Annotated in this window: 11 protein-coding genes; 3 read left to right on the top strand and 8 right to left on the bottom strand. The window is 64.9% G+C overall.

Annotated elements, in window-relative coordinates:
- Nucleotides 1-136: 136 nt before the first annotated feature.
- Together M2360_RS22330 and M2360_RS22335 are read right to left on the bottom strand one after the other, a co-directional pair.
- Nucleotides 137-1486 (bottom strand): HlyD family type I secretion periplasmic adaptor subunit, encoded by a 1350-nt coding sequence (locus M2360_RS22330; RefSeq protein ID WP_280777591.1) that lies wholly within the window; start codon nucleotides 1484-1486, stop codon nucleotides 137-139.
- Nucleotides 1483-3603: a type I secretion system permease/ATPase gene (locus M2360_RS22335; protein ID WP_280777592.1), complete on the bottom strand. Its 2121-nt coding sequence runs from the start codon at nucleotides 3601-3603 to the stop codon at nucleotides 1483-1485. Before M2360_RS22335 ends, M2360_RS22330 begins: the two co-directional genes overlap by 4 nt.
- A gap of 341 nt (nucleotides 3604-3944) precedes the next feature.
- Here M2360_RS22335 and M2360_RS22340 point away from each other — a divergent pair, with 341 nt between their 5' ends.
- Genes M2360_RS22340 through M2360_RS22350 form a run of 3 tightly spaced genes read left to right on the top strand, consistent with a single transcriptional unit; the run spans nucleotide 3945 to nucleotide 7795 of the window.
- Complete coding sequence (locus tag M2360_RS22340; RefSeq protein ID WP_280777593.1) at nucleotides 3945-6623, top strand: bifunctional acetate--CoA ligase family protein/GNAT family N-acetyltransferase; 2679 nt, start codon at nucleotides 3945-3947, stop codon at nucleotides 6621-6623.
- Between the two features lie 53 nt (nucleotides 6624-6676).
- The gene (locus tag M2360_RS22345; RefSeq protein ID WP_280777594.1) at nucleotides 6677-7102 is read left to right on the top strand and encodes an antitoxin Xre-like helix-turn-helix domain-containing protein; all 426 of its coding nucleotides are present in this window, start codon (nucleotides 6677-6679) and stop codon (nucleotides 7100-7102) included.
- Entirely contained in the window at nucleotides 7103-7795 is a 693-nt protein-coding gene (locus M2360_RS22350; RefSeq protein WP_280777595.1) for an RES family NAD+ phosphorylase, read from the top strand. It begins immediately after the preceding gene.
- A 1085-nt stretch (nucleotides 7796-8880) separates the two neighbouring features.
- On the opposite strand, the gene M2360_RS22355 is transcribed toward M2360_RS22350, so the two are convergent.
- The 6 genes from M2360_RS22355 to M2360_RS22380 all read right to left on the bottom strand — a co-directional run bounded on the left by M2360_RS22355 (nucleotide 8881) and on the right by M2360_RS22380 (nucleotide 15350).
- Nucleotides 8881-9807: a TIM barrel protein gene (locus M2360_RS22355; RefSeq protein WP_280777596.1), complete on the bottom strand. Its 927-nt coding sequence runs from the start codon at nucleotides 9805-9807 to the stop codon at nucleotides 8881-8883.
- Between the two features lie 11 nt (nucleotides 9808-9818).
- Nucleotides 9819-10652 carry a TIGR01459 family HAD-type hydrolase gene (locus M2360_RS22360; RefSeq protein WP_280777597.1) on the bottom strand — a complete coding sequence of 278 codons (834 nt, stop codon included), beginning with the start codon at nucleotides 10650-10652 and terminating at the stop codon, nucleotides 9819-9821.
- A complete protein-coding gene (locus tag M2360_RS22365) occupies nucleotides 10649-11929 on the bottom strand; it encodes an FGGY-family carbohydrate kinase (RefSeq protein ID WP_280777598.1) in 1281 nt (426 codons plus the stop codon). Before M2360_RS22365 ends, M2360_RS22360 begins: the two co-directional genes overlap by 4 nt.
- Nucleotides 11926-12966, bottom strand: a complete 1041-nt coding sequence (locus M2360_RS22370; RefSeq protein ID WP_280777599.1) for a class II aldolase/adducin family protein — start codon at nucleotides 12964-12966, stop codon at nucleotides 11926-11928. Before M2360_RS22370 ends, M2360_RS22365 begins: the two co-directional genes overlap by 4 nt.
- Nucleotides 12967-13167: 201 nt before the next feature.
- Nucleotides 13168-14694 carry a glycerol-3-phosphate dehydrogenase gene (locus M2360_RS22375; protein ID WP_280777600.1) on the bottom strand — a complete coding sequence of 509 codons (1527 nt, stop codon included), beginning with the start codon at nucleotides 14692-14694 and terminating at the stop codon, nucleotides 13168-13170.
- Between the two features lie 2 nt (nucleotides 14695-14696).
- Nucleotides 14697-15350, bottom strand: a complete 654-nt coding sequence (locus M2360_RS22380) for a class II aldolase/adducin family protein (protein WP_280777601.1) — start codon at nucleotides 15348-15350, stop codon at nucleotides 14697-14699.
- Nucleotides 15351-15357: the final 7 nt, after the last annotated feature.

Here is a 15357-nt window from a genome sequence, read left to right on the forward strand (position 1 = left end):
ATCTCGAGAGCCGTTTGTTCGGGAGCGGGTTTCTTCAACATGTCCCAGTGAATCACAAACCCCTGGATGTGGCCAGGGGTTTGTCAGCAGTCTGAAGGCCGGGTCGCCCCGGCCTTTTCCACATCCAATCTTTTCCTCACCGTTCCAGCATGGATTTGCCGAAATATCCCGTGAGCGGCTTGACCAGGTAGTCCCAGGGCGTGCGGTAGGTGGTGCGGATGAACACGTCCACCGGCATTCCGGGGCGGATCTGCTGGGCCTGGCCGAGGAATTTTTCCTCGCCGGGGAGAAGTTCGAGCGAGGCGGTGTAATAGCTCTGGCCGGTGCGTTCATTGGTGATGATGTCGGCGGCGACGCGGCGCACGCGGCCTCTGAGATCGGGCGTGTGGCGATGGTCGAAGCTCTGGAAGCGGATGATGGCGTCCTGGCCTTCATGCACCTGATCGATCTGGTTGGGCGGCAATTGCACGCTCACCACCAGCTTCACCTTTTCCGGCACGATTTCCATTATCGGCTCGGCGGCGCGCACCACGGCGCGGATGGCGTGGACCTGCAGGTTGAACACCTTGCCTTCCATCGGCGACTTCACCTCGATGCGCGACAGCGTCTCAAGCGTGGAGTTGCGGCGTTCCTTCAGTTCCGCCACCTTGGCGTCGGTGTCCGACAGTTCCTTGATCGCCTCTTCGCGCATCTGCGCCGAGACATTGATGATGGCGAGTTCCAGTTCCGCCACCCGCGCCCGGTTTTCGGCGATCGAGGCGTGCGATTCCGAAATGCTGCCGCGCGTTTGCGCCGCGTCGCGTTCATAGGAGCTGACCCGGGTCATCTCCGTCAGTCCCTTGGCGAGCAGCGCCTTTTGCCGTTCCACATCGCCGGTCAGCAGCGTGAACTGCTCCTGCAGCGCCGCGATGCGGGCGCGAAGACCGTCATTCTGGTTTTCGATCTGGGATTTCCGCTCCTGCAGCTGTTGGATCTGCTTGTCGCGGGTCAGCCGCCGCGCCACCAGCAATTCTTTCTGGCTGCGGACGATTTCAGCGGCCGTCGAGTCGGTCTTGGCGCGCTCGAGCAGATCGGCGTCGAACAAGGGTTCGGGCAATTCGTCCTGTTCGGCCACCAGCCGGGCCCGCACGCCGAGCAGCGGATAGAGCTGGCTCTCGGTCACGGCGAGTTCAGCGCGGTCGAACGTGTCGTCGAATTCGATCAGCGTCTGGCCGGCTTCCACCACCTGGCCGTCGCGCACCAGGATCTTGCCGATCACGCCGCCGGTGGCGTGCTGGATAACCTGCCGCTTGGTTTCGACCTCGATCACGCCCTGGCCGACCACGGCGCCGGCCATGGTGGTGAAGATCGACCAGGCGCCGAAGCCGAACACCAGGATGAACAGCGTCACAAAGCCCATGACCATGTAGCGCCGCGCGCTCCAGGATTGGGCAGCGGCCTGAGGGGCGCTCGGGGCGGCGCGGAGTTGCAATGCGTCAGGGCTCATTTCTGCTCCCCGTCCTTGGCGGTGGCGTCAGCGGCGTTGTCCGGGCTGGCGTCGCCGCCGTTTCCAGTCTGTTTGTCGGTCTCGCCGCTAGCAGAAGGCTGTGGCGGCATTGAGGCTGCGGCGTCCTGCGGTCCGGCTGGCCGCGGCTTGACCCCGCCAATGCCGGGCATGAGGCCGGTGCCGAGAATGCCCGGCAAGGCCGGGCGCGCGCCCGAAGGTGGAGCAGGAGCGGGGCGGGGCGGGGCGGGAGGCGTCGCGCCGGGCGCGGCCGCGCCGGGTTGACCGCCTTGCGCGGCGCCGCCGTTCGGCGCGGGCGGGCGCGGGCCCTGCGGCAGTTGCGCCGCGGCGCCAGGCTGGCCGCCGCCTTGCTGGCCGCCGCCTTGCTGGCCGCCGCCTTGCTGGTTGCCCGGCGTGATCGCCTGGTAATTCTTCAGATGCTGCTTGAGCACCTCGTCGCGCGGGCCAAAGGCCACGCGGTTGCCGCCTTCGAGGATCAGGATCAGGTCGCATTCCTCGATCGCCGCCGGCCGATGCGCCATGATGACCACCGAACGGCCTTCTTTCTTGGCGTTGCGGATGGCGATGTTCAGCGCCGCCGATCCCTCGGCGTCGAGATTGGCGTTGGGCTCGTCGAGCACCAACAGCACCGGATCGCCATAGAGCGCGCGGGCGAGGCCGATACGCTGCTTCTGTCCGCCCGAAAGCCGCTGGCCCTGCGCGGGCAGCTTGGTGTCGTAGCCCTGGCCGAGCTTGACGACGAGATCATGCGCCGCCGCCTTCTGCGCCGCAGCCACCACCTTTTCGGAATCGACGTCGAGCGACAGGCGCGCGATGTTTTCGGCGATCGTGCCTTCAAACAGCGCAACGTCCTGCGGCAGATAACCGACATAATTGGCGAGGTCATCGACATTGTACTGGTCGATCGCCGCCCCGTCGAGCCTGACCTTGCCGGCCTGGATCGGCCAGACGCCGGTCAGCACGCGGGCCAGCGTCGATTTGCCGGAACCGGACTGGCCGATCACGCCCAGCGCCTGGCCGGGCCGGAGTTCGAAGGACAGGTTGCGCAGCGTCGGCATCCGCTCGCCGGGCGGCACGACGGAAATGTTCTGCACGTCGAGAATGGCGCGCGGCTTCGGCAGCGTGGTGCGCTGCGATTCCGGCGGCACCTTGGACAATACGTCGGCCAAACTCTTCCAGCCCTGGATGGCGCGCTGGATCAGCGCCCACTGGCCGATCATGCCTTCGATCGGCGACAGCGCCCGGCCGATGATGATCGAGGAGGCCAGCATCGCGCCCGAGCTGATATGGCCCTGGATGGCGAGCCAGGCGCCGGCGCCGAGAATGGCCGACTGCAGGAAGATGCGGAAGGTCTTGGACGTGGTCGAATAAAAGCCGTTCTGGTCGCTATAGTCGATATTGGCGTTGAGCATGTCCTGGCGGAAACGCTGCCAGCGCACGGCGGTGGAGGTGCGCATGCCGAGCGCGCGCACGGTGTCGGCCTCGCGCTGCAGCGTGCCGGTCCATTCCTCCGAAAGGCGCGCGGTGTTCATCGCCTTTTCCTGGTTTTCCTTGGTGCCGTTCTGGTTGAGCCAGGTCAGCGCGATCAGGATCAGGCCGCCGATGACGCCGATGACGCCCATCAACGGATGGAAGATGAAGATGATCACCACGAACACAGGCGTCCACGGCACGTCGAACACCGAGAACGCCGCCGGCGACGCCAGCGCGCGCTGGATGGAATCGAGGTCGCGCATGGCGGTATTGGTGTTGACGCCCTGGGACGCCAGCATGGTGCGATCGGTGACGATGCGGAACACCCGCATTTCCAGCTTGGCGGCGAAGCGCGCGCCGATGCGCGCGGAAATACGCGCGCGCATATGGTCGAGCACGCCCATGATCATATAGAGGGCCACCAGCAGCATCGTCAGCACCACCAGCGTGGGCTCGGAACGGCTGGTCAGAACGCGGTCATAGACCTGCAAACTGTAGATCGAGCCGGTCAGCACCAGCATATTGACGAAAAAGGAAAAAATACCGATTGCGACGAATGCGGAGCGGCTTTCGGCGAGGGCCGCCCGAAGCTCCTCCACACCGTTTTTCTTAGGAGCTGCGCTCAAAATAAGCCTCACGTGAGATAATATGCGTTACTTTTGCGGTCTCTGCCTTGAATGCGCGAACGGATCGAATCCCGCCCTACATACGCCCCTTGGTTAATCGCCATTAACGCGCTTTGAAGGCGACAATCAATAGCGCGGGATACAAAGGATTGTGAAAAACCGGGCTTTATCTACTAGATTTTCCTAGAAGAATTCCAAGGTTGACAGTTCTTCGCGCCAGCGCCCAAGATTTGCGCTTCCTCGGACGTCATGCGTGGGGTTTGAGGAATGTCAATGCTTTCTCCCGGATTTCAAGCCAGGAAAAGGGCCTCGGTTTCACTCAAATTGCACCGGAGACGCCCATGACGATCCGCAATCTCGACAAGGCGCTTGATCCCAACTCCATCGCCGTGATCGGCGCCTCCGAACGGGCGGGTTCGGTCGGCGCCGTTGTCCTGTCGAATATTGTCTCGGGCGGCTATGCGGGCGACGTCTATCCGGTCAATCCGAAATATCGTCGGCTCAGCGGCCTCGTGTGCCACGCCCGCGTCGCCGATCTGCCCGAAGCGCCCGATCTCGCCGTCATCTGCACGCCGCCGGAAACGGTTCCCGGACTGATCGGCGAACTTGCCTCCAGGGGCTGCCGGGCGGCCGTGGTCATTACCGCCGGCGTCACCGGGGCGAGCGGGCTGAAACAGGCCATGCTGGCGGCGGCGCGGCCACATCTCTTCCGCATTTTCGGGCCCAATACGGTCGGGCTCATTCTGCCGCATGCCAAACTCAACGCCAGCTTCGCACATAGGGCCCCCGCGCCGGGCGGCGTGGGATTGATTTCGCAATCCGGCGCTATCGTCACCTCGCTGATCGATTGGGCGGCGGGCGAGGGGGTGGGGCTGTCGGCCGCCATCTCGCTCGGAGACATGGCCGATGTCGACGCCGCCGATTGCCTCGATATGCTCTCGGGCGATCCGAATACGCGCGTCATCGTCATGTATCTCGAATCCATCGCCCATCCGAAGAAATTCATGTCGGCGGCCCGCGCCGCCGCCCGGATCAAGCCGGTGATCGCCATCAAGCCAGGCCGTCACGCCGCCGCCGCCAAGGCCGCCGCCACCCATACCGGCGCGCTGTCGGGCGCCGATCGCGTCACCGAAGCGGCGTTGAAGCGCGCCGGCGTTCTCAGGGTGCGCGCTCTCGACCAGTTGTTCGACGCCGTCGAGGTTCTCGCGCGCTTTGAGCCGATGCCGCGCATTCGCGCCGGTCTCGTCACCAATGGCGGCGGCGCCGGCGTGCTGGCCGTTGACCGGCTGATGGACTGGAAGGGAGACCTCGCCGACCTCTCGGCCGAGACGATCGCGGCTCTAGACGCGACGCTGCCGCCCAACTGGTCGCGCGCCAATCCCGTCGACATCATCGGCGACGCTCCGCCCGAGCGCTATGTCGAGGCGGTGAAAGCCGTCGCCCGCGATCCCGGCGTCGATGCGATATTGGTGATGAACTGCCCGACTGCGCTTGCGTCGCCCTTGGAGGCGGCGCATGCCGTGGCGGCGCTGGCGGAAAACGGCCGCATCGGGGGCAAGCCGACGATCGCCTGCTGGCTGGGCGAAGAAACGGCGCGCGAGGGAAGAGCGGTGCTGCGCGCGGCGGGCCTTGCCGTCTATGCCGCGCCCGAGGCCGCCGCCGACGCGATCGGCTATCTCGGCGATTGGTCGCGCGCGCAAGCGGCATTGTCGCGCGTGCCGCAGGCGTCTCCCGACATCGCGCCGGACGCGCGCGCCAAGGTCGCCGAGATCCTTCGCTCCGTCGCAAATGATGGCCGCACGATGTTGAGCGAGGTCGAAGCCAAATCCGCGCTCTCGGCCTATGGGCTGCCGACGCCGGAGACGCGGATCGCTGCCACGCCGGAAGACGCCCGCGCCATCGCCGAACGCCTGCTCGCGGGCGGCGGGCGGCTTGTCGTCAAACTGCAGTCGAAGACCATCACCCACAAATCCGATGTCGGCGGCGTGATCCTCGGCGTCGACAGCGCCGACGCCGCTGTAGCCGCCTGCCGGGAAATCGAGCGGCGTCTGGCCTCGATCGGTCAGGCCGCCGCCATCGACGGCTACGCCATTCAGCCGATGATCGAGCGTCCGCATGCCCATGAACTGATCATCGGCGCGAGCCTCGATTCCGTCTTCGGTCCGGTGATCCTGTTTGGCGCCGGCGGCACAGCGGTCGAAGCGCTTGACGACGCGGCAATCGGCCTGCCGCCGCTCGACGCCGTTCTATCAGGCGATCTCATCGACGCCACCCGTATCTCCAGACTGCTCAAGGGCTATCGCGACCGCAAGCCCGCCGATCGCGACGCTATCATCGGCGCGATCCAGGCGGTCTCGGCGCTCACAGCCGATTTCGGCGCCATCCGCGCCCTCGACGTCAATCCGCTGCTCGCCGACGAGGATGGTGTCATCGCGCTCGACGCCCGCATCGAGATCGATCCCGCCAGGCTGGACCAGCCCGCGCCCAACCGGGCGCTCGCCATCCGTCCCTATCCCGGCGAATGGGCCGAAGACGTCGATCTCGGCCTGCTCAAGGTCCATATCCGCCCGATCCGCCCCGACGATCTCGCGCTTTACGGCCCATTCTTCGCCCGGATCAGCGACGAGGATCTTCGCCTGCGTTTCCTGTCGCCGCGCCGGCATTTCCCCGACCAGATGCTCAAGCGGTTGACGCAGCTCGATTACGACAGGGAAATCGCCTTCGTCGCGCTCGACCGCGACAAGGGCGACCTCATGGCGATCGGCCGCCTCAACGCCGATCCCGACAAGGACAAGGCCGAATATGCGCTGCTGGTCCGCAGCGACCTGCAGGGCCACGGCCTCGGCTGGACGCTTCTGCGCCGCCTGATCGATTACGCCCGCGCGGAGGGCGTGCGCAGCATCGAAGGCGTGATCCTGGCGGAAAACGACCGCATGCTGCAGATGGCCCGCGAATTCGGCTTCGCCATCACCCGCAATGCCGAGGATATGAGGCTGATGACGGCGGCTCTCACACTTTGACTGGAAGTTCCGTCAAATGACGCCTATATTGACGTCAAATGAAGGAGAGCGCCATGCTGCAAGCGCCACAAGCGCCATCTTCGGTCCCGCCGGCCAGCTTCGCCGATGAGGCCGACCGGACGCGCCTCAACAAGACTGCGCTCAAGGCTTATCGCCGGCTGGTGGATGAATGGGGGCTGACCGGCGCTGAGGCCGCAGCCCTGCTCGGCGTTTCCGTCAGCACCTGGGAGCGGCTGAAGCCGGAGGGGCGCGACCGTCCGCTCAGCCAGGACCAGATGACCCGGCTGTCGGCTCTGATCGGCATCTACAAGAGCCTGAAACTGATGTTTTCCGACGACATGGCGATCCGCTGGCCAACCCTTGGCAATCGCGGCCCGCTCTTCTTCAATCGCACCCCCATCGCGGCGATGATATCAGGCGGCATACCGCATATGCTCGAAGTCCGCCGTTTTCTCGACGCGGTGCGCGGAGGCCTCTAAGTGCGGATCGACGGCGTTCCCGTCGTCACCGAAGCCTATCCGAAAACGGTCAGGCTGGTGACCACGGCGCGATTGCGCGAGGCGGCGCTGGCAGCGCTCGCCGACACGGCTGAGGAACTGGCGGAACTCGCCGAGATCGAAGGCGCCACCAGCGCCCGACTGACGGCCCAATCCACCGGCATTTCCGGCCTCGCCGCCAACGAACTGGTCTATGACGTGCCGCATGCGCATTTCATCAACGCCAGCTTCGCCTATGCAAAGCCGCGCCAGCCCAACCGCTTCAATGGTGGGCATCGCGGCGCCTGGTATTCGGCGCTCGCCAGCGAAACCTGCCTCACTGAAATCGCCTTCCATATGGGCAATTTCCTGGCGGACGCCGGCGATTTCAACGCCGCAGTCGATTACGCCGAACTCTTCTCCAGCCTGTCCGGCGAACTGCTCGATCTACGCCAGAGCCCCGATCATCCCGCGCTGCATCTCGACAAGGCGATCGGCTATCCCGCCGGCAATGCGCTTGCCGACCACGTCCGCGCCGCTGCCCTCAACGGCATCGTCTACCCCTCGGTTCGCCATCCCGGCGGAACCTGCTTCGCCGTTCTCCGCCCCGCCGCCGTCCAATCCGTCCGTCAGGGCGGCGTCTTCAGGCTGGTCTGGTCGGGGGAGCGGGAGCCGAGGGTGGAGAGGGTGAAGTGAACGCTGCAGCAGGTGTTTAGAGGGTTGCGTGAAAACCCTTCATGGTTGCATAGACTCGCGCTATGAATTAGCCTTATCTCCTTCGAGAGCAGAAGCAGCACGCGCCGCGCCAGCCGGCGTATCGGGCGAGATGGGCTCGCCCGACTGCGGCATCAGCCTTGCTGTCGAACAGGAGGTGAAGCGATGTGGCGATGGCCAATAAGCATCACGGTTGAAGTGAAGCGGATGCGGACGTGCTGGCAAGTAACGATCCGCATCCGTTTCTAGACACTTTAGCAAAAGGGGAGTCGGCGAAAGCCGGCTTCCCGCTCCTGTAGAATAGAGCAGCGCCACCGATTTTTCAAGGATCACCCACCGGCCCTCGCCTCAAGAGGGTGCGCGCAAGGCAGGTCTCTATATGGTTGATGGTCGTCGCGTAGAATTATAACCTGCCGCCATTCGACAGCAGAAGCAGCGCGCGCCGAGCCAGCCGGCGCATCGGGCAAGATGGGCTCGCCCGACTGCGGCAACAGCCTTGCCGTCGAACAGGAGGTGAAGCGATGTGGCGATGGCCCGTTAGCATCACGTTAGAAGTGAAAAGGACGCGGACGTGCTGGCAAGTTACGATCCGCGTCCGATTCACGTGCATCTAACAAACAGGGGAGTCGGCGAGAGCCGGCTTCCCACTCCTGTAGAATAGGGCAGAATGCCGAGCTTTTCAAGGATCGCCGTCCTGCTCTCCCTCAATAGGGGTGCGTTTGATCTATAGCGCTTATGGGTTGATCACCGTCGCGTCCAGGCATAACATTTCAACCTTCGACAGCAGAAGCAGCGCGCGCCGAGCCAGCCGGCGCATCGGGCAAGATGGGCTCGCCCGACTGCGGCAACAGCCTTGCCGTCGAACAGGAGGTGAAGCGATGTGGCGATGGCCCGTTAGCATCACGCTAGAAGTGAAAAGGACGCGGACGTGCTGGCAAGTGACGATCCGCGTCCGTTTCACGGTAGCCTAGCAAAACGAGGGGTCGGCGAAAGCCGGTCCCTCACTCCTGTAAAATAGCCGAGAGCCGCCAAGCTTTCAAGTCTCGACAAGCGCGGCGTCCGCAGCGCTATCCCCGATTGAACCCCGTATCGATATACGGTTCCCAGAACGCCACCGATTCCCTTATCATGTCCACCACCAGATGGTCGGTCGGCTCGCGTTCCCGGAAGGAGAGTTCGAGGCAGATCTCGTTGTCGGTCCCGCCGCCGGAGCGCACGGCGTCGAGCAGTTTCTCCGGCTGGATGCGGCCGTCCTGGTTGTATTGGGCGGTGAAGGGCCAGTGGCCGCCTTTGTTCATCGAGGATTGCTTGATGTGGATGATCGGGCTCTGCTTGGGGAAGGCCGCAGCCCAGGCGTAGGGGTCGATATCGTCAGGGTTGGGCGAGGTCACGTCGCCATGGTCGATATCGACCATCATCTTCATCGGTATCGCCAAACCCTGTTCGGCCAGCCGCCGGTCGAGCGCCTGGCATTCGGCGATCGTGTGGCCGAATTCGCGGCCCACCGACATCGGCTCCCAGAAGAGATAGGTCAGGCCCGCCGCCTGCGCATGCTCGGCCACTTGAGCCCAGCAATCGATAGCGATCTTCATCAGGTCCTCGCGTCTGACCGGATCGTCATAGTCGCGATGGGTGAAGATGGCGAATTGCGTGCCCATGCCGGAAGCGCCGAGGCCTGCCGAGATATCCGCGAAAGTCTTGAACCAGTCGACATAATAGCGCCTGACATCGGCGTCGGGATGGCCGAAATGGTTGAGCCGGCCGTAAGGACCGGTCATGCCCGAGGTCACCTTGACGCCGGTGCGGTCGAGCGCGCGGGCGAAGGCGCGCTCCTGTTTGGAAATCGTCGCAGCCGGCCAGCCGGGATTGATGAATTCATGGGTGAGCTGCACATAACCGATGCGGATCTTCTCGGCGATCGTGTCGATGAGATCGTCGGCTTCGGCAAAGCGGTTGACCAGCGGATTGGTGTTGAGCGAGAGCGTAAACGCCATGAACGAGCCTTTCAGAGGCGGAAGTCGGGAAGGATGAAATCGGGCGCGGCCTCGTGCAACGCAAAAAGCGCCGCGCGCTCAGTCGCCGTCGCCTCGGCGTGTATGCCGGTTTCGACCAGAATGGAGGCGATGCCGGCCATCCGCGCGCCAGCGATGTCGTGCTCGACGCTGTCGCCGATGGCGCAGATGCGCCGGGGCGGGATGGCGCGGAGAAAGATCTTCGCCTGATCATAGATGTCCGGGAAGGGTTTGCCGATCCAGGTCACCGCGCCGCCGAGTTCCTCATAGAGATCGGCGATACGGCCGGCGCCGAAGGCTTTTCCGTTTGCGGTCAGCATCACCTTGTCGGGATTGGTACAGAGGCAGCGCAGGCCACGCTCCGCCGCCGGCTGCAGCAGCGTCTGGTAGTGGCCGAGATCGTAGCGGTCGCCTTCGCTTGCCGCGATCAGCACGATATCGGCGGTTTCGGCGTCTTCCGTCCGGTCGTAGTCCAACCCGTCGAGCGGCGAGGTGTCGCCGTCGCGGCTGATCAGCAGGCAGCGTTTGCGGGCGCCGCCATCCGTCTCCGCCGCCATCATCCGCCAGGCGGTTTCGCCCGAGGTCAGGAACCAGTCCCAACAGGCCTCGTCGAAGCCGAGGCTTGCGAGCCGCACCGAATTTTCCACCGATCGCTTGCCGGAATTGGAGAGGATGATGATCTTCTTGCCAAGCACGCGAAGTTTTTTGAGTTCCGCCGGCGCCTGCGGATAGGGGCCGGCGCCGTCGCGCAGCACACCGAACTGGTCGATGAGAAAAGCGTCGAACCGGTCGGCGATGTCACTGATCCCGGTGATCGTCTCTGTCATAACAATCCCTCCGCTATCGCTGCCTTCAGCGCGAGCCTCGCCGCGCCCGCCGCCGCTTCTTCGGATAACACCGGCGCGGCGGCGACGCGGAGCCGCCTCAGCCGGATTTTTGTCCACACATCGTTCTTCGCACCGCCGCCGACGCTGCGGATCGAGCCGAGCTTGGGGCCGCCAAGGCTTTCGAGCCGCTGATAGGCGAGCGCCTCGATCCCGGCAATGCCTTCGAAAATGCCCTTGAGGAACTCGGCGTCATCATCAGGCCGCGGGTTCATGCGCGGCGCGAGTTTTGGGTCGGAAATCGGAAAGCGCTCGCCCGGCTTCGGCAGCGGGTAATAATCGAGGCCGCTATCGGTTTCCGGATCGATGCGGGCCGAAAGCGCGGCAATCGCCTCGGGCTCGAAATGCTGCGCCAGCACCACGCCGCCTGAGTTGGAAGCGCCGCCGGCCAGCCAGATGTCGCCGATGCGATGGCTGTAGAGCCCATAGTCCGGCGCAAACAGCGGCGTGTCCGACAGGATCTTCACCGTCAGTGTGGTGCCCAGCGCACTGACGCCGTCGCCGGGCCGGTCGGCGCCGGTGGCGAGGAAGGAGGCGCAGCCATCCGTGGTGCCGGCCGCGATCAGCACCGTCGGGCTCAGCCCGTAGGTCTGCGCCGCCTGCGCCGAGATCCGCGCCATCGTCGCGCCCGCCGGCAACACATCGGGCAACAGCGCCGTCTTCGCGCCGGTCGCCTCGATCCAGTCAGGCCAGCGTCTTGCAATGGGGTCATAGCCCGTCTTCAGCGCATTGTTTTCGTCGCTGAGATCGAAGCGGCCGGTCAGCTGGCCCGCCAGCCAGTCCGCTTGGTGGATCACTCGCTCGACGCCCGCAATCCTCTGGAAGACCATCAGCTTGGTGAGGCCGGAGGTCGGCCCATGCGCGGCGCTGTCGCGCGGCGCATGTTCCGTCACCGCCTTGAGGATATCCGCATCTTCGACCGGATCGTTATACATCATCGGTCGCGCCAGCGGCCGCCCGCGCCCATCCACCGGCAACAGCGTGCCAGAGGTCCCGTCGACGGCGATGGCGACGACGGCGCCTCGATCGATCTCGGCCAGCGCGCCCGTCAGCGCCGACCGCATCGCCGCCCGCCATCCCTCTGGATCACGGTGATCGTCGCTGAAGCTCGTGAGCTTTGCGGCGGCGCTGGCGACCACACGCCCCTCGGCGTCCATCGCCACGGCGCGCGCGCCCGAAGTGCCCATATCCAGACCGATGACGAGGGCGCGCGATGTCATTGCAGGCTGGCCCCCCGCTTGTTGAGTTCCTGGCGGTATTTCTCTGCGTCCCAGCCCAGCAGTTCGGCATTCTGTTCCGGCGTGAAATAGCTGAGCCGCGCGCCCTGCGGGATGCGGCTCGCCACATCGATGAAGCAGCCGAGCAGAGCGAGCGGCCCCGGCTCGATCGCCTTCTTCACCAGCACGCCCTTGCCGGGAAACAAGAGAACCGGCGGCGGGTTGCTCAGCCGGTCTTCCATGTCCGCAGCGCTTTCGCCGGGCGCTGCGATCATGAAGCCGGGGCCGAGAAAGATCACATGGTCGGGATAGAGGCTGCCGCCAGCGGCGATCCGGCAGTTTTCGAGATCGGTGGCGGCGCCATGCAGGCTTTCATCCGGGGGCAGGGTGTAGGAACTGTCGAGCGCCAGCCGCGACAGCGCCGCAAGATCGGGGCCGGGCGCTTCGCGACGCGGCGAGGCTAGCCGGTTGCAGATGTCCTCAAGCAGCGCCTCGGCCTCCGCCACCGTCTCGCCCGCCACCACAAGGCCGTGATTACCGAGGATCAGCACGGAAATATCCGGCCGCATCCGCGCATGAATGGCGCGCGCCAAGGGCAGGCCGGGCCGGCAATAGGGCACGAAGGCATAGGCCACGCCCTTCAGCTTATCGGCCAGCAGCTGCTCGGCGTCCGTGCGGATGGCGAGGGCGATCGTCTCGACGCAATGCACATGCACCACCACCTTTTGCGGCATCAGCGCATGCACGGTGGTTTCGATCGAAGGACGCAATCCGTTTCTCGCCAGCGACTGGTCGACATGCACATGCGCCTTTTCCGCCGAGGGATCGTCCTTTGCGACCGCGTCGAGAATGGCGCCGAGCTTGACCGGCACCATCACGTCGCGCTCTTTGGCATGCGCCAGCCACAGGCCCGAGGCCTTGATCCACAATGTGTCGTCATCCTTGATCGACGTATTGCCACCCGCCGCCTGCACCAGCGCGGGGTCCGCGCCGATCTTGGCGGAGAGGTCGATCAGGGCCTGGTATTCGGTGCTGCTCATGGGATTGCCTTCTTCATCATTGTTCACTCAAGGCGTTGGCGTCGTGGGCAGCCCCTCATCCCCCTGCCGGGACCTTCTCCCCGTAATACGGGGAGAAGGAGGATGTGGCGCGGCCGGCGCTCCATCGCCCTTCGCCCCGCATGCGCGGGGAGAAGGTGGCGGCAGCCGGATGAGGGGCGGTGCACGCCGTCGCCTCAACCCTCACTCCGCCGCCCCCGCCTGCACGCGCCGCTGCTCCATCCACCCCGCAAACGCCGCCCGCTCGCTGTCGCTCAGCGCCAGCCCATGCTTCGTCCGTCGGTCGAGAATATCCTCCGCCGTCTCCGCCCATTCCTCGCTGATCAGGAAAAAGGCCTCGCGCTCGTAAAACACCCCGCCGAAACACTGGCCCAGATCGCCCATTCCGCACGCGTCGCCCAGAAGCCGCGTCAGCCGCGACCCATAGAGCCGCGCATAATGCTTGAGCACCGGAGCGGGCAGCCAGGGATAGACCCGTTTCATGTCGCCCAGGAACTGATCGAAATCGGCATTGGGCATCGCGCCCCCGGGCAGCGTTCCCGTCCGGGTCCACGCCTCGCCCATGGCGGGGAAGAACGGCTTGATCTTCTCCAGCGCATGTTCCGACAGCTTGCGGAAGGTGGTGATCTTGCCGCCGAAAACCGAGAGCAGCGGCGCCCGCTCGCCATCGCCGTCGACCTCGAAAATATAGTCGCGGGTGACAGCCGAGGGATTTTCCGCATTGTCGTCGTAAAGCGGCCTCACACCCGAGAAGGAATGGACGATGTCGTCGCGGGTCAGTTGCTGTTTGAAATAGCGGTTGACCGATTTGAGCAGGTAATCGATCTCGTTGCCGTCAGGCGCGACATCTTCCGGCCGGCCGTCATAGGGAATGTCGGTGGTGCCGATCAGCGTCAGGTCGTCCTGATAGGGATTGATGAAGATCACCCGCTTGTCGGGATTCTGCACCAGATAGGCCTGCCGCCCCTCCCAGAATTTGCGCGTGACGATATGGCTGCCCTTGACCAGCCGCACGCTGCGGGCGGAGTTCAGCCCCGCCACCCGGCCGATAACGTCATTGACCCAGGGGCCGGCGGTGTTGACCACGCAGCGCGCCCGATAGCGGCGCTTGGCGCCCGTGCGCTGGTCGGTGGTCTCGATGTCCCACAGCCTGCCGTCGCGGCGGATGGTGGTGCAGGCGGTGCGGGTGAGGATCTCCGCGCCCTTGTCCTTGGCGTCGAGCGCGTTGAGCAGCACCAGGCGGGCGTCGTCCACCCAACAGTCCGAATATTCGAAAGCCTTGGTGTATTCGGGCTTGATCGGCGCGCCCTCGGGCGCGGTGCGCAGGTTCAGGCTGCGGGTGCCGGGCAGGCGCTTGCGGCCGCCGAGATGGTCGTAGAGGACCAGGCCGAGCCGCACCAGCCAGGCCGGACGGTCGGCGGGGTTGTGCGGCAGCACGAAACGCATCGGCCAGATGATGTGCGGCGCACTGTTCAGCAGCACCTCGCGTTCGATCAAGGCTTCGCGCACCAGCCGGAATTCGTAATATTCGAGATAGCGAAGCCCGCCATGCACCAGCTTGCCGGAGCGCGAACTGGTGCCCTGGGCGAGATCGTCCTTCTCCACCATCACCACGCTCAGGCCCCGTCCGGCGGCGTCGCGGGCGATGCCGGCGCCATTGACGCCGCCGCCGATCACGAACAGGTCGATGATGCCCTTGTCAGCCGTCATACTCAGCTCTCCTTCAGTCCATAGCCCGAAAAGGCCGAGACGACGCCGGCGATCTCCTCGTCGGGCAGCAGCGCCGGCCCGCCGATCAGCAGGCTGTGATAATATTGCTTGGCGATGGTTTCGAGTTCGACGGCGCGCCACATCGCCTTCTTCAAGCTGTCGCCGCAGGCCAGCATTCCGTGATTGGCCATCAGGCAGGCGGTGCGGCCTTCGAGCGCCCGGAGCACGCTGTCGGACAGATCCTGGGTGCCGTAGCGGGCATAGTCCGCCACCCGCACGTCATTGCCGCCGAAAGCGGCAATCATATAGTGACAGGCCGGGATCGGCTTGCGGGCGATGGCGAGAATGGTCGAGAACGTGGCGTGCGTATGCACCACCGCATTCACATCCGGCCGCGAGCGCATGATGTCGAGATGAAACGGCCATTCCACCGAGGGCACCTTCGGCCCGTCATAGGCACCGCGCTCGCCTGTGATCGGCATCGAGGCGATCATGTCGGCTGTGACTTCATCATAGGGGATCGAGCTCGGCGAGATCAGCATGCTCTCGCCATAGCGCACCGAAATATTGCCCGACGTCCCCTGGTTCAGCCCCGACGCGTTCATCGCCCGGCAGCTTTCGATGATGGAGCGGCGGATGATGTCTTCCGTGCTCATATCAGCC

This window comes from Rhizobium sp. SG_E_25_P2 (assembly GCF_029892285.1).
Classification (GTDB): Bacteria; Pseudomonadota; Alphaproteobacteria; order Rhizobiales; family Rhizobiaceae; genus Rhizobium_E.

What these genes read in the sequence shown, in the direction of transcription:
- M2360_RS22330 (WP_280777591.1), bottom strand. Translation starts at nt 1,486, where the DNA reads ATGAGCCCTGACGCATTGCAACTCCGCGCCGCCCCGAGCGCCCCTCAG.
- M2360_RS22340 (WP_280777593.1), top strand. Translation starts at nt 3,945, where the DNA reads ATGACGATCCGCAATCTCGACAAGGCGCTTGATCCCAACTCCATCGCC.
- M2360_RS22345 (WP_280777594.1), top strand. Translation starts at nt 6,677, where the DNA reads ATGCTGCAAGCGCCACAAGCGCCATCTTCGGTCCCGCCGGCCAGCTTC.
- M2360_RS22355 (WP_280777596.1), bottom strand. Translation starts at nt 9,807, where the DNA reads ATGGCGTTTACGCTCTCGCTCAACACCAATCCGCTGGTCAACCGCTTT.
- M2360_RS22360 (WP_280777597.1), bottom strand. Translation starts at nt 10,652, where the DNA reads ATGACAGAGACGATCACCGGGATCAGTGACATCGCCGACCGGTTCGAC.
- M2360_RS22365 (WP_280777598.1), bottom strand. Translation starts at nt 11,929, where the DNA reads ATGACATCGCGCGCCCTCGTCATCGGTCTGGATATGGGCACTTCGGGC.
- M2360_RS22370 (WP_280777599.1), bottom strand. Translation starts at nt 12,966, where the DNA reads ATGAGCAGCACCGAATACCAGGCCCTGATCGACCTCTCCGCCAAGATC.
- M2360_RS22375 (WP_280777600.1), bottom strand. Translation starts at nt 14,694, where the DNA reads ATGACGGCTGACAAGGGCATCATCGACCTGTTCGTGATCGGCGGCGGC.
- M2360_RS22380 (WP_280777601.1), bottom strand. Translation starts at nt 15,350, where the DNA reads ATGAGCACGGAAGACATCATCCGCCGCTCCATCATCGAAAGCTGCCGG.